At 66.0% G+C, this 21,755-nt stretch carries 21 protein-coding genes and 1 other RNA gene; 14 read left to right on the forward strand and 8 right to left on the reverse strand.

What is annotated here, in order from left to right; all coding sequences use genetic code 11:
* Positions 1-12: 12 nt before the first annotated feature.
* Entirely contained in the window at positions 13-279 is a 267-nt protein-coding gene (locus RE429_RS07345) for a hypothetical protein (protein WP_414473661.1), read from the forward strand.
* Positions 280-499: 220 nt separating this feature from the next.
* Positions 500-1,558: an acyltransferase family protein gene (locus RE429_RS07350; protein WP_414473662.1), complete on the forward strand. Its 1,059-nt coding sequence runs from the start codon at positions 500-502 to the stop codon at positions 1,556-1,558.
* Between the two features lie 151 nt (positions 1,559-1,709).
* Here the strand turns inward: RE429_RS07350 and RE429_RS07355 are convergent, their stop codons facing one another.
* On the reverse strand, positions 1,710-2,252 hold the full coding sequence (locus RE429_RS07355; protein WP_414473663.1) for a thioesterase family protein: 543 nt from the start codon (positions 2,250-2,252) through the stop codon (positions 1,710-1,712).
* Positions 2,253-2,433: 181 nt separating this feature from the next.
* On the opposite strand from RE429_RS07355, the gene RE429_RS07360 reads away from it, so the two are divergent.
* The gene (locus RE429_RS07360; protein ID WP_414473664.1) at positions 2,434-3,849 is read left to right on the forward strand and encodes an FAD-binding oxidoreductase; all 1,416 of its coding nucleotides are present in this window, start codon (positions 2,434-2,436) and stop codon (positions 3,847-3,849) included.
* Positions 3,850-3,930: 81 nt separating this feature from the next.
* Positions 3,931-7,500: an AsmA family protein gene (locus RE429_RS07365; RefSeq protein WP_414473665.1), complete on the forward strand. Its 3,570-nt coding sequence runs from the start codon at positions 3,931-3,933 to the stop codon at positions 7,498-7,500.
* A 56-nt stretch (positions 7,501-7,556) separates the two neighbouring features.
* On the opposite strand, the gene RE429_RS07370 is transcribed toward RE429_RS07365, so the two are convergent.
* The 3 genes from RE429_RS07370 to fumC are packed head-to-tail and all read right to left on the reverse strand — an operon-like array spanning position 7,557 to position 9,370.
* Complete coding sequence (locus RE429_RS07370) at positions 7,557-7,772, reverse strand: ribbon-helix-helix domain-containing protein (RefSeq protein WP_414473666.1); 216 nt, start codon at positions 7,770-7,772, stop codon at positions 7,557-7,559.
* Positions 7,773-7,961, reverse strand: coding sequence for a DUF4169 family protein (locus RE429_RS07375; RefSeq protein ID WP_414473667.1), 189 nt, complete (start codon positions 7,959-7,961; stop codon positions 7,773-7,775). It lies immediately after the preceding gene.
* Positions 7,962-7,975: 14 nt separating this feature from the next.
* Positions 7,976-9,370: a class II fumarate hydratase gene (gene fumC / locus RE429_RS07380; RefSeq protein WP_414473668.1), complete on the reverse strand. Its 1,395-nt coding sequence runs from the start codon at positions 9,368-9,370 to the stop codon at positions 7,976-7,978.
* An 88-nt stretch (positions 9,371-9,458) separates the two neighbouring features.
* Here fumC and RE429_RS07385 point away from each other — a divergent pair, with 88 nt between their 5' ends.
* On the forward strand, positions 9,459-10,853 hold the full coding sequence (locus RE429_RS07385; protein ID WP_414473669.1) for a cytochrome P450: 1,395 nt from the start codon (positions 9,459-9,461) through the stop codon (positions 10,851-10,853).
* A gap of 61 nt (positions 10,854-10,914) precedes the next feature.
* Here RE429_RS07385 and RE429_RS07390 read toward each other — a convergent pair whose 3' ends face one another.
* Both RE429_RS07390 and ssrA read right to left on the reverse strand, forming a co-directional pair.
* Positions 10,915-11,526: an SspB family protein gene (locus tag RE429_RS07390; protein WP_414473670.1), complete on the reverse strand. Its 612-nt coding sequence runs from the start codon at positions 11,524-11,526 to the stop codon at positions 10,915-10,917.
* Positions 11,527-11,550: 24 nt separating this feature from the next.
* Positions 11,551-11,927, reverse strand: a transfer-messenger RNA (tmRNA) gene (ssrA, locus tag RE429_RS07395).
* A gap of 155 nt (positions 11,928-12,082) precedes the next feature.
* On the opposite strand from ssrA, the gene RE429_RS07400 reads away from it, so the two are divergent.
* The 7 genes from RE429_RS07400 (at position 12,083) to RE429_RS07430 (ending at position 16,622) form a co-directional block, all read left to right on the forward strand.
* Positions 12,083-12,877, forward strand: a complete 795-nt coding sequence (locus tag RE429_RS07400) for a thymidylate synthase (RefSeq protein WP_414473671.1) — start codon at positions 12,083-12,085, stop codon at positions 12,875-12,877.
* A gap of 5 nt (positions 12,878-12,882) precedes the next feature.
* The gene (locus RE429_RS07405) at positions 12,883-13,188 is read left to right on the forward strand and encodes a DUF2293 domain-containing protein (protein WP_414473672.1); all 306 of its coding nucleotides are present in this window, start codon (positions 12,883-12,885) and stop codon (positions 13,186-13,188) included.
* Positions 13,189-13,221: 33 nt separating this feature from the next.
* The gene (locus tag RE429_RS07410; RefSeq protein WP_414473673.1) at positions 13,222-13,704 is read left to right on the forward strand and encodes an N-acetyltransferase family protein; all 483 of its coding nucleotides are present in this window, start codon (positions 13,222-13,224) and stop codon (positions 13,702-13,704) included.
* Positions 13,701-14,213: a dihydrofolate reductase gene (locus RE429_RS07415; RefSeq protein ID WP_414473674.1), complete on the forward strand. Its 513-nt coding sequence runs from the start codon at positions 13,701-13,703 to the stop codon at positions 14,211-14,213. The genes RE429_RS07410 and RE429_RS07415 overlap by 4 nt, the downstream gene beginning before the upstream one ends.
* A 139-nt stretch (positions 14,214-14,352) precedes the next feature.
* Positions 14,353-15,501: an FtsH protease activity modulator HflK gene (gene hflK, locus RE429_RS07420; RefSeq protein ID WP_414473675.1), complete on the forward strand. Its 1,149-nt coding sequence runs from the start codon at positions 14,353-14,355 to the stop codon at positions 15,499-15,501.
* Positions 15,498-16,418 (forward strand): protease modulator HflC, encoded by a 921-nt coding sequence (hflC, locus tag RE429_RS07425; RefSeq protein ID WP_414473676.1) that lies wholly within the window; start codon positions 15,498-15,500, stop codon positions 16,416-16,418. Before hflK ends, hflC begins: the two co-directional genes overlap by 4 nt.
* A 6-nt stretch (positions 16,419-16,424) precedes the next feature.
* A complete protein-coding gene (locus RE429_RS07430; protein WP_414473677.1) occupies positions 16,425-16,622 on the forward strand; it encodes a DUF2065 domain-containing protein in 198 nt (65 codons plus the stop codon).
* Here the strand turns inward: RE429_RS07430 and RE429_RS07435 are convergent.
* Positions 16,619-16,747: a hypothetical protein gene (locus RE429_RS07435; protein WP_414473678.1), complete on the reverse strand. Its 129-nt coding sequence runs from the start codon at positions 16,745-16,747 to the stop codon at positions 16,619-16,621. The genes RE429_RS07430 and RE429_RS07435 overlap by 4 nt on opposite strands.
* Before the next feature lie 287 nt (positions 16,748-17,034).
* Here RE429_RS07435 and RE429_RS07440 point away from each other — a divergent pair, with 287 nt between their 5' ends.
* Both RE429_RS07440 and acs read left to right on the forward strand, forming a co-directional pair.
* Positions 17,035-18,678 carry a DegQ family serine endoprotease gene (locus tag RE429_RS07440; RefSeq protein WP_414473679.1) on the forward strand — a complete coding sequence of 548 codons (1,644 nt, stop codon included), beginning with the start codon at positions 17,035-17,037 and terminating at the stop codon, positions 18,676-18,678.
* A 167-nt stretch (positions 18,679-18,845) separates the two neighbouring features.
* Entirely contained in the window at positions 18,846-20,795 is a 1,950-nt protein-coding gene (gene acs / locus RE429_RS07445) for an acetate--CoA ligase (protein WP_414473680.1), read from the forward strand.
* Positions 20,796-20,837: 42 nt separating this feature from the next.
* On the opposite strand, the gene serB is transcribed toward acs, so the two are convergent.
* Positions 20,838-21,752 carry a phosphoserine phosphatase SerB gene (gene serB, locus RE429_RS07450; protein ID WP_414473681.1) on the reverse strand — a complete coding sequence of 305 codons (915 nt, stop codon included), beginning with the start codon at positions 21,750-21,752 and terminating at the stop codon, positions 20,838-20,840.
* Between the last annotated feature and the right edge of the window lie 3 nt (positions 21,753-21,755).

Consider the following 21,755-nt stretch of genomic DNA (forward strand, 5'->3'; position numbering starts at 1 on the left):
AGGAATGTTCCCATGCGTTTCTTCGTCACGGCTGTCCTCTGTCTCGGTATCGTCATGCCCATGGCCGCAGAGGCGCAGACGGCGCGGTTGCCGCGCAAGAGCGTCAACGAACGGCAGGTCGAGGATATCAACCGCAACATTCAGGAAGACCAGCGCCTGAAAAGCCTGCAGCAGCAGAATCAGGTCGAGCACAACCTTCTCAGGCAGAACCTCGACCGGGACCGGCTGTTCTCCAGGCCGCCCGGCGCGTGCCCTCCCGGCGCGGTCCGTTGCTACTAGCGCATCTTGTAGCGCATCTTGCGAAAAACGGGGTCCACCTTTCCGCACGGTTCGCTCGTGCGAAGTCGTCCCGGGTGAGGGGCGTTTTCTGAATCGATGCCCTGTTGCGCGCCGGGCCTTCCCGCCCGGCCGGCGCGCCCTGTCGCTTGCTCGCCGCCTTGTCAGGGCAAGTTCCCATGGTTAAGCACGACGTTGAGGTGCATGGGGGCGGGCTCGCGGAATGTCGAAGCTGCTTTACATCCAGATTCTCAGGGCCTGCGCGGCTCTGGCGATCGCAATCCACCATGCTCAATTCGATGCGGGTGCGATCGCGGCAAGGCTCGGCGGGCCGTTTCAGCCGCTCGATCGGATTCCCTGGGCCGCCGGAGTCGATGTCTTCTTCGTCATTTCCGGCTTCATCATCGTCTATTCGTCGCAGACGCTGTTCGGCTCTCCCGGTGCCGGCAGGGTTTTCCTCATGCGTCGCCTGGGGCGCGTCGTTCCCCTCTACTGGACCGTCACGAGCCTCTACCTTGCCGTCGCCCTCGTCCTGCCCGGCGTCCTCAACAGCGAAATCCTCGAGCCCGGCTTCATCCTGGCGTCCTATCTGTTCATCCCCTTAGGTCGCCCCGACGGAGCGGTGCAGCCGCTCTATTCCCTGGGCTGGACGCTCAACTACGAGATGTATTTCTACGTCCTCTTCGCCCTGACCCTCGCATGGCCGAAGCGGACGTCGATCGGGATGCTGATCGGCGTCCTGCTCGCCGCAACGGTGGTCGGCAGCGTGGTCTCGCTCCCGCAGCCCCTGGATTTCTGGACCGGGCCGATCATCCTGGAATTCGCCTTCGGCGTGGCGCTCGCGCATCTCAAGTCCCAAGGGCTCGTTCTTCCGCGCGGCGTACGCGCCGCGTTCGCGATCGGGGGGCTGGGCCTGCTCCTGGCCGGAGCGAACCTGTCCATGCCCAGACCGGTCGCCTATGGCGTCCCGGCGGCCCTCTTCGTCGCCGCCGCGGCGCTCGGCGCGGACCGCGTCAGGCCGGAGACATGGCTCGTTCGCATGGGGAATGCTTTAGGGGACGCATCCTATGCGCTCTACCTCGTCCATCCCTTCGTCATCCGGGCCGGCCGGGAGGTCGTGCTCCGGACGGGCCTCGGCGCCGTGATCGGCCCATGGGGCTATGTTGCGCTGGTCCTCGCGGGCGCGGTCCTGGCATCCCTCATGATCTTCCGCTGGTATGAGCGGCCCATGACCGAGTGGCTCCGCCGGAGATCGGAGCCGGGGCGGCTGAAACTGGCTTGATCGGGCCGGATGCCGGGCCGGCCCGGGGCTGCCGATGGGGAGCGTCTAGAGCGTCGGACGTGAATTCGAACCCGCATCCGATGCTGCCAGTTCCTATTCTTGAGCATCTTTTCACGCAAAACCGGTTCCCACTTCCCGCGTCCGATGCTCTCTAGTGTCGCGTTCGGGACGCGAGCATGGCCTCGTGCCGCTCGGGCCGCGCCGGAATGCCGATGATCCGCCCGAGGGTCTGCGGTCTGGCAAGCCGCGCATGAGCCGCCTTCATCACGGCGAGATTGGCCGCGATATCGTCCGGAAAGGGTGAGACCTTGCGGGTATCCATGTCCACGTGGAGAGACAATCCCTCCGTCGTGGCTGCGACCCAGCCTTCTTCCGCATGGCGGATTTCCAGGTAGAAGTGGATCCGCTTCTCGTCATGGTCGATGAGCTGGAGGGTGACGCGAACCCGGTCGCGGGCCTTCAGTTCGCGCCTGTAGAGCGTATGGGTCTCGGCAGCGAAGAAGGACGCGTTGCGTTCCTCCACATAATCCCGGCCCAGGCCCACCATCCCGAAGGCTTCGTCGACGGCCCGGTCGAACAGCACATGGTAATAGGCCATGTTCAGGTGGCCGTTATAATCGACCCAGGCAGGCTCGACCCGCATCGCGGACGAAACGAAGGGTGCGAAGAAGAACACGGGCGTCTTCTTCTCCATGGTCAGCTCATTGTTTCCGCGTAAGTCACGAGCATCGCCCTCGACAAGAATGGGAATGTTAGCACGTATCTCCAGGTCATGCATGGGCTTTTTGGCCCATTTGCCTTCTAGAGTATTGCGTTGGGGAAGGTTTTGTTAGGTATGGATAACGAGCATTGCAATCGGAACCGACAGAACCACCATGAACGCGTCCCTTTCACCCAGCCGCCCCAGACCTTCGGAGGCCGCCGTCGCCTCCCTCGCGGCCGATCTTGCCAGCCGCTTCGGCGACCGGGTCGTCACCTCCGCCGCCGTGCGGGAGCAGCACGGGCATACGCTGACCTGGGTGAAGAACCAGCCGCCGGACATCGTGGTCTATGCACAGACCACGCAGGACGTGTCCGACATCGTGAAGCTCTGCGCGGCGGCAGGAGTCCCGGTCATTCCCTTCGGGACGGGCACCTCGCTCGAAGGCCACATCAATGCGCCGGATGGCGGCGTCTGCATCGACTTGAGCCTCATGAAGCGCATCATCGCCGTCCATGAGGAGGATCTCGACTGCGTGGTCGAGGCGGGCGTGACCCGCAAGGCCCTGAACGAGTTCCTGCGCGACAAGGGCCTGTTCTTCCCCATCGACCCGGGCGCCGATGCCTCCATCGGCGGCATGGTCGCCACCCGCGCGTCCGGGACCAACGCTGTCCGCTACGGCACGATGAAGGATGCGGTGCTTGCCCTCACGGTCGTGCTGCCGAACGGCGAGATCGTGAAGACCGCGAGCCGCGCCCGCAAAAGCTCGGCAGGCTACGACCTCACCCGTCTCATGATCGGCTCCGAGGGCACGCTCGGCGTCGTCACCGAGATCACCCTCAAGCTCAACGGCATTCCGGAAGCCATCTCGGCCGGCATCTGTCCCTTCCCGTCGGTGAAAGCCGCCTGTGACGCGGTGATCATGACGATCCAGTCGGGGATCCCGGTCGCCCGCATCGAGCTTCTCGACGAGGTGCAGGTCAGGGCCGTCAATCTGCATGCGAAACTCTCCCTGCCGGAGAGCCCCCTGCTGCTGCTGGAGTTCCACGGCACCGATGCCGGTGTCCGGGAGCAGGCCGAGCGGTTCGGCGAGATCGCGGCCGAATTCACGGATCAGCCCTTCGAATGGGCCACGAAGCCCGAGGAGCGCTCGCGCCTCTGGCAGGCCCGGCACGACGCCTATTGGGCGGCGCGGGGCCTGCGGCCCGGGGCGCAATCGGTGGCCACGGACGTGTGCGTGCCGATCTCCCGCCTGGCCGAATGCGTGGACGCCACCAAGCGCGACATCCTGGAAAGCGGCATGATCGCTCCCATCGTCGGCCATGTGGGCGACGGCAATTTCCACGTTCAGCCGCTGGTGAACATGGACGATCCTGCGGAGGTCGCGGCCTGCGAAGCCTTCGTGGATCGCCTGGTGAAGCGGGCCGTCGCCATGGAGGGGACCTGCACCGGAGAGCATGGCGTGGGCCAGAAAAAGATGAAGTATCTGGAAATTGAGCATGGAGAAGCCGCACTCGACCTCATGCGCGTCTTGAAACGGGCCCTGGACCCGCACAACATCATGAACCCGGGTAAGATCGTTGCACTTTGAGGTGGAAGGAGCGCCTGGTGCGCTCCCGATCGCCCGATCGATGGGCTAGAGAGCTAGAGTGAAACGGAGACCAGAACCCTCTTGCGCGATATCCTGACGATCATCGCAGCCATCGTGATCCTGATCCTCGCGGTTGCCGTCGCTGCCCCTCCTTTCATCGACTGGAAGGACTACCGTGACACCGTCGACGGGATGATCTCGCGCGCGTCGGGCATGGAGGCGCGGACCGAGGGGGCCATTTCCATTCGCCTGCTGCCCTCTCCGAGAATCGTTCTCGACCGCTTGCGGCTCGGCGGCAAGACGGCGGATTCCCCGATCCTGACCGCCGACGACGTCCTGGCCGAAATCGCCCTGACTCCGCTCCTCAAGGGCGAGGTGCGGTTCACGGAAACCCGGGTCGGCCGGGCCGATATCCGCGTCCCCGTCTCGGGGAAGGGCGACTGGCGCCTGCCCGCCGATCTGGTGTCGGGCAGCGGCCGCAGCCGCGAATGGGCCATCGAGAGCCTCAACATCGGCCAGCTCCTGGTCACCACCCAGGCCGCGGCGACGGGGCATACGAACCAGGCCTTCGCCGAGAACGTCCATATCGAGGGCCAGAAGCTCATCGGCCCCTGGCGGGTCGAGGGCACGACGGCCGGGGTGCCTTTCCGGCTGGTGACGGGCGAACTCGCCGAGGACAAGAGCGTTCGGGTCAAGCTCGCGGGCGGGGGCGACATCTACCCGCGCTTCGACATCGATGCCCGGGTCGCCCTGGACGACATTTCGTCTGGAAACAGCATCCCGGACGTTGCCGGCAAGGCCAAGGTCCTGTTCGGACCCCCGGCGCAGGTCGCGGCCGCCGGAATTCCCATTCCCATTGCCGTCGAAACGGATTTCAAGACCGCGAACGGCGCCGTGGCGCTGGAGACCGTCGCGGTGGAAGCCGGCGAGGGCGGCGCGAGCCTACGCATGACGGGAACGGGCAGCATCGGCATCACCGATCCCCGCATCGCGCTCAAGCTCGAGGGGCGGCGGCTCGATGCCGACAGCTTCATCCTCTCCTCCAACGGCCAGGATTTCGCCACCCGGCTCAAGCAATGGTCGTTGCCGCCCATCGCCCTGCCGATCGATCTCGATCTCAAGATCGACAGCATCGGCTTGGGACAGGAGGATCTGACCAACGCCAAGCTCCGCCTGTCGCTGGAGCGCGGGCGGGCGCGCCTCGACCTCGTCGAGTTCAATGCTCCGGGCGAAACCCGCGTCGCCATGGAAGGTCAGCTCGGCCTGACGGCCCCGGGCGGAATCGAGGGCAAGGTGGCCCTCGCGTCGAACGCCTCGGACCGCCTGGCGCGCTATCTCGATCGCATCAAGATCCGCTCGCCGTTCCTGGACATGCTCGACGGGCGACCCGTCGAGGTTTCCTCCGACGTCGTCTTCAGCAACCCGGTTCTGTCTCTGAGCCGGATGCGGCTGAAGGTCGGCGACGCGGTCACCACCGGCAACCTGCGCTACACGCTTCCCGAACCCGACGAACGCGGCCGGCTCGAAGCACAGGTCGCCATTCAGAACCTCAACCTCGATCAGCTGCCGCAGGTCTCCAGCGTGTTCGAGGCCACCCAGAACCTGGATGTCGGGTTCATTCTCGATGCCCGCGGCGTCAGCGCGGGCAAGAGTTCCGCGACCGGCCGCATCGCGGCGCGCATTCTCTCCGACGGCAAGGCGCTGCTCGTCGAGAACCTCGACATCGTGGATCTCGCCGGAGCCAATGCCCGTGTGAGCGGGCGCATCGCGCCCGACGGTTCCGGCAGCATCAGCGGCAAGGTCACGGCACAACGCGCGGCACCCCTGATCGATCTGATCGGCAGCGTGTGGATCGGCGGCGTGTCGAAGCTCGTGCCGCATTTCGTGCGCGAGGGCGCGCTCAACGTGCAGGTGGGAGCCGAGCGGGTGGCTCCGCCTCCAGGCTCCACGGAGCTGCGCCTGCGCACGACCATGAAGGGCACGGCCGCGGGAGGCTCCATCGAGGGCAGCGTTGACGCGGTCGACGGGCGCACCGAGAGCTTGAACCTGGCTCTGGCGACCGAGAATACCGGCCGCTGGGTGAACCGCGCCAACCTGGCGGGGCTCGACCGTCCGTCCAGGATCGAGCTGCGCGGCGCCCGGGTCGGGTCCGGCCGGTTCAACGTCACCGTGGCGGGCGACGTCGCAGGAGCGCAGATCACGACCTCGCGGCCTTTCGCCCTGAGCGAGGGCGACGATGTCGTGGACAGCGGCGAGGCGGAATTCGCCACGGCGGACGTGACTCCCTTCCTGCTGCTCCTGGGCGATGGCGCAGGCGTGAAGCCGCCCGTGCCGGTCAAGGCACGGGTCACGCTGGGACGGGTCCGCGATGCGAGCCATCTCGATGTCTCGGGCCAGGTCGCGGGCAATGCCGTGCAGGCCGGCCTCAACGTTCGTTCCCGTTCGGACATCGACGGCGAAGTCTCGCTCGACAAACTGTCCCTCCCGTGGCTGACGGCGGCGCTTGCGCTGAACGTGCCGGGCGACCCGAATGCCACCGCCATCTGGTCCAACGCCACGTTCGGCCAGAGCGGACGGCTCGTGAGTGGCGGACAGGTGCTCTTCCGGGTCGGAGCCCTCGACCTCGGGCGCGGCATTCAGGCGACCCGCGCGGGCTTCACCGTCGCGGCGCAGCCGGACGGCATCTCGATCCGCAATCTCGATTCCAGCCTCGGCACGGGGCGACTGACAGGCACGACGACCATCACCCGCCAGGGAGCGACGGCGACCGTCGTGGGCGAGGGCGCCCTCGACAGCGTGCCGCTGTGGGCCTTGGGCGGAACGACGCCCATCGAGGCGATCCTGTCGGGCACTCTGAAGTTCGGCACGGCGGGCGCGAGCATGTCGCAGCTGGTTTCGGCGCTCGGCGGGGCCGGCGACTGGAAGATCGCGAAACTCCGTGTTCCATCGGCCGATCCCGCCGTGTTCGAACGTGCGCTCAAGCGCGCCTTGGCCGAGAACGAGCCTCTCGCCGAAGGGAAGGCGGAGGGCATCATCGATGGCGAACTGGGCCGCTCCCCGCTCGCGACGCAAACGGTCACCACTTCGGCGGCGCTCGTCGGCGGATCGCTGCGGCTGTCGCCCTTCGTCGTCGATGGCGGGCCGTCCACCTGGCAGGGCGCGGTGACGTTCGATCTCAATACCCTTGGACTCGATGCGCGGGGCTCGCTCGTCGCGAAAGCATCGCCCGCCACCTGGACCGGCGCACCGCCCTCCATCGGCCTGAACTGGCGCGGCCCGCTCGCCAATCCCGTGCGCGAGGTGGATGCGGGTCCGTTCCGCAACGGGCTTGCCGCCATCGTCCTCAAGCGGGAGCTCGAAAAGATCGAGGCCTTCGAGCGGGCCGCTGCCGAGCGCGAGCGCCAGATCCAGGCCCAGCAGGAGGCGGAGCGTCAGCGGGCCAAGGCCGCGGCCGAGGAGGCGGCTCGTCAGGCCCAGGCTCAGGCGGAAGCCGAGAAAGCGCGCCGGGATGCGGAGCGGCTTCAGTCGGAACAGCGCCAGCAGCCGGACGACGGGACGCCCGCGCCGCCGCCCCGGAGCCCGCTGCCGCCCCTGAATCCTCCCATCGAGCTCGGAGCTCCCCCGTCCGTCTACGGCAACCCGGAGCGGTAGAGCCTGGAGCGGTAGAGTCTGGAGCGGTAGAGTCTCTTGCCCGGGCGAGGAGCGGGTCAGCGGTCGCGCAGATCCATCACCACGAACACGCGAATGGCCGACGAGAGGTTCTGCTCTCCCCGCTCGGCGTCGATACGCCCGATCAGGGCCTGGACGGAGAGTGTCTCGCGCTCGGCGATCTCCCGCAGGATCTGCCAGAACGGTTCTTCGAGAGAGATGCTGGTCCTGTGACCCGCGATCGAGACGGAGCGCTTGACGATGCCCGCGGCCATTCAGGGCGTCTCGGGCTCGTCGCGCTTGTGGGAATCGATCCGGCGCTCGGCCAATTCGCGCTCGGCCCTGGTCAGTTCCCTCTCGGCCCTGGTGCGGCCGAACGCAATCCGGTTCTGTTCGGCGCGGGCCTCTTTCTCGGCCCGCGCCTTCTGCTTGCGCGCCTGGCGCAGATTGATGATCTCAGCCATGGCGCGATTGTATCCTATTCGCCCGGCTGAAGCATCGTCTCGGGACGGACGACGGCCTCGAAGTCCTCCGACGAGACCCCGGCCTTGAGCGCCTCTTCCTTCAGGGTCGTGCCGTTCTTGTGCGCGGACTTGGCGATGGCGGCGGCCTTGTCGTACCCGATGGTCGGAGCCAGCGCGGTCACGAGCATGAGGGAGCGCCCCATCAGCTCCTTGAGGCGGTCCTCATTGGGCTCGATACCGACGACGCAGTTGTCGGTGAAGCTGATCGCGCCGTCGGCGAGCAGGCGGATCGACTGCAGCACGACGTTCACCATCACCGGCTTGAACACGTTGAGCTCGAAATGGCCCTGGCTGCCCGCGAAGGTGACGGTGGTCTGGTTGCCGGCCACCTGGCAGCACAGCATCGTCATGGCCTCGGCCTGGGTCGGGTTGACCTTGCCGGGCATGATCGACGAGCCGGGCTCGTTCTCGGGCAGCGAAATCTCGCCGATGCCCGAGCGCGGGCCGGAGCCCATGAGACGGATGTCGTTGGCGATCTTGAACAGGCCGGCGGAGAGGCTCGCCAGGGCGCCGTGGGTGTAGATCAGGGCGTCGTGGGCGGCGAGAGCCTCGAACTTGTTGGCGGCCGAGGTGAAGGGCAGGGCGGTCAGCTCCACCACCTTGGCGGCGAAGCGGTCCGCGAATTCGGGATGGGCGTTGAGGCCCGTGCCGACGGCGGTGCCGCCCTGGGCCAGGGCATAGATGCCGGGCAGCGTCTGCTCGATGCGGGCGATGCCGAGGCGCACCTGCGCCGCATAGCCGGAGAATTCCTGGCCGAGCGTGACCGGCGTCGCGTCCTGGAGATGCGTGCGGCCGATCTTCACGAGATCCTTGAAGGCTTCCGACTTGGCCTCGAGGGCCTTGAGAAGATGCTTGAGGGCAGGCACGAGACGGTCGTGGATCTCGCGCGCCACGGCGATGTGCATGGCGGTCGGGAACGAGTCGTTCGACGACTGGCCCATATTCACGTGATCGTTGGGGTGAACCGGCTTCTTGCTGCCGCGTTCGCCGCCGAGGCGCTCGATGGCGAGGTTCGAGAGCACCTCGTTCATGTTCATGTTGGATTGGGTGCCCGAACCCGTCTGATAGACCACGAGCGGGAATTCGTCGTCGTACTTGCCCTGCACCACGTCCGCGGCGGCCGACGCGATGGCGTCGGCGATGCGGGGCTCCAGCTTGCCGAGGTCCTTGTTCACCAGGGCCGCGGCCTGCTTCACGATGGCCAGCGCGTGGACGAGCGGGACGGGCATCCGGTCCGTGCCGATCCGGAAGTTCTGGAGGGAGCGCTGCGTCTGAGCGCCCCAGAGCTTGTCGGCGGGAACTTCGATGGGGCCGAAGGTATCTGTTTCGATGCGGGTTGCGGGCGACATCCTGACCTCTTTCGATGGAGTTGGGTGTTCTTATCTCAAACTGACGCTCTCGCAACAGTGAACGCACATACAGGGCTTGCATATTCCGATGACCGACGCGCTCGACGCCCCTCTTTTCCGCCCACCGGCGCCCGAACCGCTCCAGGAGGCGCCGGGGCTGCTCTCGTTTCTCCTGGCCCTGCGCCGGAATCCGCTGACGACATGGACCGCGCGCCATTTCGAGGAGCGGATCATCTCGGGCAGCGGAGCGCTGGGGCGGATCACCGTGGTGAACGATCCCGAGGTCATCCGCCATGTCCTCGTCGACAATGCCGCCAATTACCGGAAGGACGATCTGCAGCTGCGGGTTCTGGCGCCGGGCCTGGGCCGGGGCCTGCTGACGGCCGAGGGCGAGGAGTGGAAGCTTCAGCGCCGCACCATCGCTCCCCTGTTCCCGCCGCGTATCGTAGCGGGATTTTTCCCGGCCATGGTCGAATCGGCGGAGCGCCTCGTGCGCCGCTGGCGGCGGCGGCCGGAGGGCCGGGAGGTCGACATCTCCCTCGAAATGACCCGCGTGACCCTCGACGTGCTGGAGCGGACGATCTTCTCGAAAGGCGTGGCGCGGGACCCGGATGCCCTCGGGCGTGCCATCACCCGTTACTTCGAGGGGCTGGGCCGCATCGATCCCGTGGACATCTTCGGCCTGCCGGACTGGGTGCCGCGCATCGGGCGCTGGCGGGCCCGGCCCGCCATCCGCTTCTTCGAGGAACTCGTGAACGAGCTGATCCAGACCCGGAAGGCCCTTCTGCGACGGGGCGAGTCCGCCCCGCGCGATCTCCTGACCCTGCTTCTCGAGGCCGCCGACCCGGAAACCGGCAAGGGGCTCAGCGACCTGGAGGTGGGTGCCAACATCGTGACCTTCATCGGCGCGGGCCATGAGACCACCGCCAACGCCCTGTCCTGGTCGATCTATCTGATTTCGCAGGACGAGCGCGTCCGCCGCCGGATCGAAGAGGAGGTGGATGCGGTCCTAGGCAAAGGGCCGATCGAGCCCCGGCACCTGGACAGGCTCATCTATACGCGCGCCGTGCTCGACGAAGCGATGCGCCTCTATCCGCCGGCGCCGTTCCTCAGTCGCGCGGCCATCGAGGACGACCGGATCGGGGATCTCACGATTGCCGCCGGGACGGTCGTGACGATCGCCCCTTACGTGCTGCACCGCCACCGCACCCTCTGGGACGAGCCCGACGCGTTCCGGCCCGAGCGTTTCCTGCCCGACGAGAAGGCCGGGATCGACCGTTTCGCCTATCTGCCCTTCGGGGCGGGCCCCCGGGTCTGCATCGGGGCGACCTTCGCGCTGCAGGAAGCCGTGATCGTTCTCGCCACCGTCGTGAGGGCGGTGCGCCTCGATTTGAGGGAGGGGCACCAGGTCACGCCGCTGCACCGCATCACGCTCAGGCCGCATGGCGGCCTGCCCATGCGCCTGACGCACCGCTCGATCTGATCGGCGGCGTTTATGGGATACCCCGGCGCGGGGATGTCAGGCGGAGGGGGGCGGCGGAGGATCAGTTCTTCTTGCGGAAGGCGTCGAGGCTCACGACTTCGGCGGTGCCGGAGGCTGCGGCATCGGCGGCCTCGGGCTTCGCGGCGGGAGCCGCTTCGCCCGGGGGCTGCTCGGCCTTGGCCGGGGCCGTCTCGGGAGCGGCCTTCTTGTCCGCGGCGGGCGCGGACTTGCGGGGCTGCTTCAACTCCACAGGCTCGGATCCGCGAATCGGCTGCGGCGCCGGCGGGGCTTCGGCGATCTCGTCCTCCTCGTCGTCCTGACCGTCGAACTTGAGGCCGAACTGGACGGACGGATCGAAGAAGCCGGTGAGCGCATCGAAGGGGATGAGCAGCCTCTCGGGAATGCCGGAGAAGGAGAGACCCACTTCGAAGGTGTGCTCGGTGACGTTCAGATCCCAGAACTGGTGCTGGAGGACGATCGTCATCTCCTGAGGATATTTTTCGCGTAGCCGGTTCGAGAGCCGGACGCCTGGAAAATCCGTCTGGAAGGAGATGTAGAAGTGGTGCTCGCCAGGAAGGCCATCCTTGCCGGCATCGATCAGCACTTTGCGCACGACGCCCTTCAGCGCGTCCTGCACCAGAAGATCGTAGCGGATCAGGTCTTTGCCGGCCATACGCGGTTCCTACTGAGAAATAAAAGTGGAGGCTTCTGTTGCCAGGTGCCTCCGGACCCCGCCTGACGGTGCTACCCGCCAGGGCTTTGAGTCGGCTTTAGGGACCGCTTACGCAGCCACTGCAACCGGAGCATAGTTGTCGTTGGCAACTATAGAATCGGCCCGATATCGGTGGAACCATGCCGAGCAAAAGCCTACCCTTTATGCCCTCGTCGATCCTATTTCGCCCCCGCCGAAACCCAAGCTTTGCCTGGATTTGGCAAGCTTTGCCTGGGTTTGGGTGGAGGCGCCGGGTACCGCCCCCGGGTCCGATGGGTTTATTCCGATAGCCGTTTATCGCCATAGCCGGTCTCGCGACCGGCATCTCCAATATAGGGAGGACGGATCGAATTTGAAAGAGCGGGGATGGGCTTGAAATGACACGTCGAGGAGTGTTGCAGGCATGCAGCGCCGCGCCGGCTCCGCGCGCCTCCCGAACCGAGTGATTCACACAAAACGAGAACTCATGACTCGGAGCCGGGCGCTTCCTACCCTATGATGGCGGCAGGAGCGACCCATGCACGTCTATCACGATCTTCTGCGCCGCATCATGGACGAGGGCGTCCGCAAGGACGACAGGACCGGAACCGGGACGATTTCCGTCTTCGGGCACCAGATGCGGTTCGATCTGAGCCAAGGGTTCCCGCTCGTCACGACGAAGAAGCTGCACCTGCGCTCGATCGTCCACGAACTGCTCTGGTTCCTGAAGGGCGACACCAACATCCGCTACCTGCGGGAGAACGGCGTCACCATCTGGGACGAATGGGCGGACGAGAACGGCGATCTCGGTCCCGTCTACGGCAAACAATGGCGTTCCTGGGCGAAGCCCGACGGCGGCACGGTCGATCAGATCCGGTGGGTGCTCGACGAAATTCGCCGCAATCCCGATTCGCGCCGCCTGATCGTCTCGGCCTGGAACCCGGCGGATCTCGACAGGATGGCGCTCGCGCCCTGCCACTGCCTGTTCCAGTTCTATGTCGCGGAAGGGCGGCTCTCCTGCCAGCTCTATCAGCGCTCGGCGGATGTTTTCCTCGGCGTGCCGTTCAACATCGCGTCCTATGCGCTCCTGACCCACATGATGGCGCAGGCCACCGGGCTTCAGCCGGGCGATTTCGTGCATTCCTTCGGCGATGCGCATCTCTACCTGAACCATCTGGAGCAGGCGCGCCTGCAGCTCTCGCGCGAGCCGCGCGCCCTGCCGAAGCTGCGGCTCAACCCCACCGTGCGGTCCCTGTTCGACTTCACCTTCGACGACATCGCCATCGAGGGCTACGACCCGCATCCCGCCATCAAGGCACCCGTTGCGGTCTGATTTTCATGAACAGGCGCGAGGCCATCCAAAGCGCCGTCCGGGTTCTGGCTCCGCGGATCCCGAAGCACGAGTTCGAGTCCGTGACCGATCACGCCCTCGGCAGCCGGGGCCTCCACACGGCATCGCCCGAAACCGCGGCCTGGCTTTCGATCACGTCCTATATCCGCCATCGCCTGACGGATTACGACAATCTTCTCGATGAGGGTTACGACGTGGAAAGCGCCCGTTTCTTCGTGCTCGACGACATGAACGCCGTTCTGACGGAATGGGGTTCGCCGCGCCGCGTCGAGGCCGAGGACGAGGCGGATTGAATTCACGATCGTTTTTCGCTTCAGTACGGACCCATGACTCTTACGATCCGCAAAGCCGAAGAGCGCGACACGGCGCTCGTCTTCTCCTTCATTCGCGACCTCGCCGAATACGAGCGTCTCGCCCATGAGGTCGACGCCACCGAGGCCGATATCGCGCAGGCGCTCTTCGGGCCCAATCCGCGCGCCTTCGCGGATATCGCCGAGTGGGAGAGCCGCCCCGCGGGCTTCGCCCTGTGGTTCTACAATTTTTCCACCTTTCGGGGCCGCCACGGCATTTACCTCGAGGATCTCTTAGTGCGGCCCGAGTTCCGGTCCAAGGGGATCGGCAAGGCCCTGCTCAAGCACCTCGCCCGCCGCTGCGTGACGGAGGGCCTGGCGCGGCTCGAATGGTGGGTGCTGGACTGGAACGAGCCCGCGTTGAAGGTCTACCGGGCCATCGGGGCGGTTCCGATGGATGAATGGACCGTGCAGCGCGTCACCGGCGACGCGCTGACGAGACTGGCGGCGGCAGAATGACGATTCCGCTCATCCTTGTGGTCGCCGTTGCCAAAAACGGCGCGATCGGGCGCGACAACCAGCTTCTCTGGCGCCTCAGAACCGATCTCAAGCGCTTTCGCGAGCTCACGATGGGCAAGCCCATGATCATGGGCCGCAAGACCTACCAGTCCATCGGCAAGCCTCTGCCGGGCCGGGAGACCATCGTTCTGACACGCGACGGCGGCTTTGCCGCATCCGGAGTCCACATCGCCCACAGCTGGGACGAGGCCGTCGCGAAGGGGGAGGGGCTCGCCGGAGAAATGGGAGCCGATGCCGTTGCGGTGGTCGGCGGGGCCGAGATCTACAGGATGGCCCTGCCGCATGTGGAGACGATTTACCTGACAGAGGTCGCGACGGCTCCGGAGGGAGACGCGTTCTTCCCGCCCGTCGATCGAACACGCTTTCGTGAAGTGGCCCGGATTTCCCACCCGAAAAGCCCGGATGACGAGCACCCGTTTACCTTTATTGACTTCCAGAGGCGTCGCTGACCGGCATTCAGGTTGACGAACGCCTTTTGAAACCCCAATTCGCAGGCTTGACAGGCGGAAGAGGCTAAACCCAAAAACCGTCTAATAGTTTCCCTTCGGCTTTCCAGGCCGGTCTTGTCAGAGTGAGGAATGGCATCCTATGCCTTGGAGTAACCAAAGCGGCGGCGGTGGCCCCTGGGGGCAGCGTGGCGGATCAGGCGGCGGCAAGAGCCCATGGGGTTCCGGCGGATCGCAGGGCAATGGCAATCCCCCCGACCTGGAGGACATCCTGCGCCGCAGCCAGGACCGTCTCAGGGATTTCATCCCCGGCGGCTCCATGGGCGGCAAGGGACTGATCCTTCTCGTCCTGGCCGTCATCGCCATCTGGCTTCTGACCGGGTTCTATACGGTGCGGCCCAACGAGGTCGGCATCAACATGGTCTTCGGGAAATACAGCAGCACCAGCGGCGAGGGCCTGCGGTACAATTATCCCTATCCGATCGGCCGGGTGATCAAGCCCAACGTGACGGCGCAGCAGCGGGTCGAAGTCGGCTATCGCTCCACGGCCACGGGCCAGGGACGCGCCCGCGACGTGATCGAGGAAAGCCTGATGCTGACCGGCGACGAGAACATCGTCGATATCGATTTCGATGCGGTCTGGCAGATCAATCCTGCGCGTCCGCAGGACTATGTCTTCAACCTGCAGAACCCCGACGGCACCATCAAGTCCGTGGCCGAAAGCGCCATGCGCGAGGTGATCGGCCGCCGCAACATCCAGGCCATTCTCACCACCGAGCAGGCGAACATCGCCCAGGAAGTCCGCCAGATCATGCAGCGGGCGCTCGATGCCTATGGTGCGGGCGTGCTCATCAACGTGGTGCAGCTTCAGGCGGCCCGTCCGCCGGCCGACGTCCAGCAGGCCTTCTACGACGTGAACGCCGCCCAGCAGGACGCCGTGCGCGTGCAGAACGAGGCGTCCGCCTATGCCAGCCGAATCGTTCCCGAGGCGCGCGGCGATGCGTCCCGCACGGTCCAGCAGGCCGAAGCGTACCGTGAGCAGTCCGTGGCGGACGCTACCGGTCAGGCCGCGCGTTTCCGTCAGGTTTACGAGGAATACCGCAAGGCTCCCGACGTGAGCCGCGAGCGCATCTTCCTCGAGACCATGGAGCGCGTCTTCGGCGGTGCGGACAAGATCATCGTCGATCAAAAGGGGCAGGGGGTCGTGCCTTTCCTGCCGCTCAATCAGATGCCACAATCCCAGAGCAACGCCGCAGGCACTCAGGGCAACAATCAGGGGGCCACGCGATGAATAACTCCGTCCTTCGCACAGGTCTTCTGATCCTCCTGGCCATAGCGGCGATCGTCCTCTACAGCGCGACCTTCATCGTCCAGCAGACGCAGTATGCGCTGGTGCTGCGCTTCGGTGCGGTGCAATCCGCGATCTCGGAGCCGGGCCTGAAGTTCAAGATGCCGCTGGTCGACAACGTGACCTATTTCGAGAAGCGGGTTCTCGATCTCGATCTGCCGGTGCAGACCCTTCTCTCGGCCGACCGGCAGAACCTCGAGGTCGACGCCTTCACGCGCTATCGCATCATCGACCCGCTGCGCTTCTACCAGGCTGTCGGCACCATCTCCCTTGCCAATCAGCGCCTGCAGAGCTTCACCAACTCGGCCATGCGCAACATCCTGGCCAGCGCCTCGCGCGACGCCATCGTGCGGACCGAGCGTCCGCAGCTGATGGAGCGCATCCAGGGCGACGTGAACCGGCAGGCCGCCAGCCTCGGCATCGAGATGATCGACGTACGGCTCACCCGCGTCGATCTGCCCAACGCCAACAGCCAGGCGGTTTACCAGCGCATGCGCACCGAGCGCGAGCGCGAGGCGGCAGACCTTCGGGCGAACGGCAACCAGCAGGCGCAGACCATCCGGGCCCGGGCAGAGCGCGACGCGACGGTCATTCGCGCCGAAGCGAACCAGAAAGCCGAGGAGCTGCGCGGTCAGGGCGATGCCGACCGCAACCGCATCCTGGCCGAGGCCTTCGGCCAGGATCCCGAGTTCTTCAGCTTCTATCGCTCCATGCAGGCCTACGAGGCAAGCATGAAGGGGACCGGGACCCGCCTGGTTCTGAGCCCCGACTCGGAGTTCTTCCGCTACTTCAACGGGCCCACCGGGCACAATGGTGGCGCTTCCTCAACCCCGGCTCCCCAGCCGGCTCCCGCACAGTGAGAGCTGATGTTGGACTTGATTGCAGCCCTCGGCCTCGCTCTCGCGGTCGAGGGCATTTTGTTTGCGGCCTTCCCTGACGGCATGCGGCGCGCCATGTATGAAGCCGCGCATAGCCCGAGCGAACGGATGCGGCTCGTCGGCATCGTTTCTGCCTTCATCGGTCTCGGCATCATCTGGCTGGTGCGATGGTTCGGCTCGGCCTAGAGCATCGAGCGCAAAAGCGGGAACCGGTTCTGCGTGGAAAGATGCTCAGGCAAGGTGAGCATCGAGCGCAAAAGCGGGAACCGGTTCTGCGGGAAAAGATGCTCAAGACCATCGACCGACAGCATCGGACCCATCCGTGGAATCCGCTGCCGGGATCAATTCGATGCCCCCGCTCTGGAAGTGCGCGTCGGAATAGCGCATCCTGGGAGGCGGAAAACCAGATCCACGTCCCGCCGGGGAGGGCCGCCGGGTCCGCCCGATGCTCCCTCCTGGACGAGCGCATCGTTCGGAGCGGAAAACCGGGTCCACTTTTCCGCCCGATGCGCCAGGGCCCAGCTTCTGCCGCATTCGCAGCTTGAATGACGGGCTGGAACGACAATCTATTATGCCATTCTCCAAGAGAGGGTTCTCGATGTCTCAAGCCACGAAAGCGCTGGCGTTCTCTGCAAAAGCGCGGGACCCGGAAGTGGATTCCACTTTCGGGGCAAATCCGATGCTCTCGCCCGATCACGGATGCATCGTCGGAGCGGATCCGGCGGGCCGCGCCGGCGAAAGCCGGCCCCACCTGTCCGGACAATACGCCAAGGCGCCGTCCGGGCGCCCCCTGCGCCGTCTGGCCGCATCCTTCTTCGCGGTCATGACGTTCGTCGCCGTGGCGATGCCGATTCCGTCCTATGCCCGCTCGGCTCCGGAATCCTTCGCGGACCTGGCCGACGAGGTCACCGGGGCCGTGGTCAACATCTCGGCCTCGACCACCGTCGAAGCCCGCAACCGCACCCTGCCGCAGCTGCCGCCCGGAACCCCGTTCGAGGATCTCTTCGAGGAGTTCTTCAACCGGCGCGGCCAGGGCAACGGCGAGAATACGCCGCCGCGTCCGCGCAGCTCCAACTCCCTGGGCTCCGGCTTCGTGATCGACCCGTCGGGCATCGTGGTCACCAACAACCACGTCATCGGCGACGCCAACGACATCAGCGTCATCTTCTCCGACGGCACCCGCCTCAAGGCGGAGATCGTGGGCAAGGATTCGAAGGTCGATCTCGCGGTGCTGCGCGTGAAGTCCGACAAGCCTCTCAAGGCCGTGAAGTTCGGGGATTCGGACGCCCTTCGCCCCGGCGACTGGGTCATGGCCATCGGCAATCCGTTCGGTCTCGGCGGCTCCGTGACGGCGGGCATCGTGTCGGCCCGCGGCCGCAACATCGAGTCCGGCCCCTATGACAACTACATCCAGACCGACGCGGCCATCAACAAAGGCAATTCCGGCGGTCCGCTGTTCAACATGAACGGCGAGGTCATCGGCATCAACACGGCCATTCTCTCGCCCACCGGCGGCTCGGTCGGCATCGGTTTCGCGGTTCCCGCCTCGACGGCCGCGCCGGTGATCGAGCAGCTGCGCCAGTTCGGCGAAACCCGCCGGGGATGGCTCGGCGTGCGCATCCAGAACGTGGACGATGCCACGGCGGAAGCCTTGAGCCTCGGGAGCGCCCGCGGGGCTCTGATCGCGGGCGTCGACGAGAAAGGCCCCGCCAAGCCCGCCGGGCTCGATGTCGGCGACGTGATCGTCAAGTTCGACGGCAGGGACGTGAAGGATTCCCGCGACCTGCCGCGGATCGTGGCGTCCACGCCCGTGGGCAAGGAGGTCGACGTGGCGATCGTCCGCAAGGGCCAGGAGATGACCAAGAAGGTGACCCTGGGCCGCCTCGAGGACGGCGAGAAGCAGGCGAGCCTGCAGCAGCCTTCCGGCGATGCCCCGGCCGTCACCCGTCAGGCGCTCGGCCTGAGCATGTCCGGCATGACCGACGACTTGCGCCGCCGCTACAGCCTGAAGGACGACCTGAAGGGCGTCGTGATCACCAAGGTCGACCCCAACTCTTCGGCGTCCGACAAGCGGATCCAGGCCGGCGAGGTGATCGTGGAGGTCAATCAGGAGCCCGTGACGAGCCCGGCGGATGTGACCAAGAAGATCGACGATCTCAAGGGGCAGGGACGGAAATCCGCCCTTCTCCTGGTGTCCAACGCGCAGGGTGAAGTGCGCTTCGTGGCCCTGTCGATCGAGTAATCATCGGGCGTTTCCTGAAAAGGCGGCTTCGGCCGCCTTTTCTTTGAATGGCTTGTTCTTAATAAAGAACGTTTTGGTTGACATAGCGTCCTTGTTGGAGGCATCTGGGCCTACCATCCAACACCGCGGGCCTCCGCCACGGCTCGTGGATTCAGCGACGAATTCCGATGACCCAGAACGTTTTTCCCGTCCCGGCCAGCCTTCAGGCCTCCGCCCATGTCGATGCGGAAAGCTATGAGCGGCTCTACCGGCAATCCATCGACGATCCGGAGGGCTTCTGGCGCGAGCAGGCACAGATCCTCGACTGGATGAAGCCGTTCACGCAGGTCAAGTCCACCCGCTACTCGCCCGAGGACGTCACCATCGAATGGTTCGCCGACGGGCGCCTGAACGCATCCTATAACTGCCTTGACCGTCATGCCGAGGCCCGTCCGAACGACGCGGCGATCCTGTGGGAGGGCGATACGCCCGGCGAGACGAAGCGGATCACCTGGGGCGAACTCCATCGCGAGGTGTCCCGGCTTGCCAATGCGCTGACCAAGCTCGGCGTGAAGAAAGGCGATTTCGTCAGCGTCTATCTGCCCGTCGTTCATCAATCGATTGCCGCGATGCTCGCCTGCGCGCGCATCGGCGCGGTTCATTCCGTGGTGTTCAGCGGCTTCTCGTCGGAGGCGCTCGCGGGACGCATCGAGGATTGCCGGTCGCGGGTTCTGATCACCGCCGACGAGGGCATGCGCGGCGGCAAACACGTGCCCTTGAAGAAGAATGCGGATGCGGCCCTGGAGAAGCTCCCCTTCGTCGAGCATGTGCTGGTGGTTCGCCGCACGGGGCGCGAGGTCCCGATGACGGCCGGGCGCGACCGCTGGTACGACGAGGCTCTGGCCGACGTGCCGGAGGTTTGCCCGCCGGTCGAGATCGGCGCGGAGGATCCTCTCTTCGTGCTCTACACGTCCGGGTCCACGGGCAAGCCGAAGGGCATGCTCCACACGACGGGCGGCTATCTCGTCCACGCGGCCGCGAGCTTCCGGGCCATGTTCGACTACCATCCCGGCGACATCCATTTCTGCACGGCGGATGTGGGCTGGGTGACGGCGCACACCTATCTGATCTACGGTCCGCTCGCCAACGGCGCCACCATCGTGCTGTTCGAGGGCGTGCCCACATGGCCCGACGCGTCGCGGTGGTGGCAGATCGTCGAGCGGTACAAGGTCAACATCTTCTACACCGCGCCGACGGCCATCCGCTCGCTGATGCGCGAGGGCGAGGGGCCCGCGCGCAAGCACGATCTGTCGTCGCTGAAGATCATGGGCTCCGTGGGAGAGCCCATCAATCCCGAGGCGTGGCTCTGGTATCGCGACGTGATCGGAGGCGGCCGCTGCCCGATCGTCGACACCTACTGGCAGACGGAGACGGGCGCGGTTCTCCTGTGCCCGCTGCCGGGCGCGACGGCCCTGAAGCCCGGCTCGGCGACCAAGCCGTTCTTCGGCGTGCGCCCCGCGCTCATCGGCAGCGACGGCGCGATCGTCGACGGCGAGGGAGCCGGCAGTCTGTGCTTCGCCGATTCCTGGCCGAGTCAGGCGCGCACGATCCTGGGCGACCGGGAGCGTTTTCTGAAGACCTATTTCAGCGCCTATCCCGGGTATTATTTCACGGGCGACGGCGCGCGCCGCGACGCGGATGGCGACTACTGGATCACGGGGCGCCTGGACGACGTCATCAACGTGTCCGGCCATCGGCTCGGGACGGTGGAGGTCGAGGCGGCCCTGGCCTCGCATCCGTCGGTGGCGGAGGCCGCCGTCGTGGGCGTCCCGCACGAGATCAAGGGCCAGGGCATCTTCGCCTTCGTGACCCTGAAGGAAGGCATTGCCGAGAGCGAGGAACTGCAGCGCGAGCTGATCCAGGTCGTGCGCACCCGGATCGGTCCCATCGCCACGCCGGATCGGATCGAGTGGGCTGCGCAGCTGCCGAAAAACCGGTCGGGCAAGATCCTGCGGCGCATTCTCACGCGCATCGCGGCGGGCGACTTCGAGAACCACGGCGACACCACCACCGTGGCGGATCCCGCCGTGGTCGCGGAGATCGTCGGGCGTCTGCAGGTTCAGGCTCAGGGCGTTTGAGGCGCCCGCCGTCGTTCAGGAATGGACCGCTCCGTTGCGGCGTCAGGCGGATGCCGCAACGATCTCCTCGGCGCGGTAGCCCTGCGCATAAAGCAGCGCCGTCAGATCCGCATGATCGATCCGGGCATGGGCGGCGGCGGCCACCGCGGGCTTCGCGCGGTAGGCGATGCCGAGGCCCGCTTCTCCCAGCATGGCGAGGTCGTTGGCGCCGTCGCCGACCGCCATCGTCTCGTGATGCGCGAGGTTGAGGCGGGAACGCAGTTCGACGAGGGTCGCGAGTTTCGCCTCGCGGCCGAGGATCGGCTCCTCGACGAGACCGGCGAGCTTTTCGCCGTCGAGGATCAGATGATTGGAACGGTCCTCGTTGAAGCCGATCTTCGAGCCGATGGGCCCGGTGAAAAGGGTGAAGCCCCCGGAGACCAGGCAGGCATAGCCGCCGTTCGCCCGGATGGTCCGAACGAGCGACGGGCCGCCGGGGGTCAGGGTGATGCGCTTCTCGATGATCTCGTCCACCACGCCGACCGGCAGGTTCTTCAAAAGGGCGACCCGCTCGCGCAGGGCAGGCTCGAAGGCGATCTCGCCGCGCATGGCGCGCTCGGTGATCTCCGATACCTCCGCTTTGAGCCCCACATAATCGGCCAGTTCGTCGATGCATTCCTGCCCGATCATGGTCGAGTCCATGTCCGCCAGGAACAGCCGCTTGCGGCGGGTGGCGAGGGGCTGCACGACGATGTCGACGGGCTGACCTTCGAGCGCCTTGCGTAAGGAGGCTTCGACGGTTCCGGGCTCGGCCGAGGAGGGGACGATCAGGTCCGCCGCGATTCCCCTTGCCAGGACGGTGCGTTCGGCCTCATGTCCCAGCGCGCCTGCCGCTTCCGCCACGAGGTCGTCGGTGACGACGGGCTTGGCGGGATTGGCGACCAGGGTCGCGACGAGGGGGACTTGAGAAGACGCCATGGG

The organism is Microvirga sp. M2, from assembly GCF_047497095.1.
Lineage (GTDB): Bacteria > Pseudomonadota > Alphaproteobacteria > Rhizobiales > Beijerinckiaceae > Microvirga.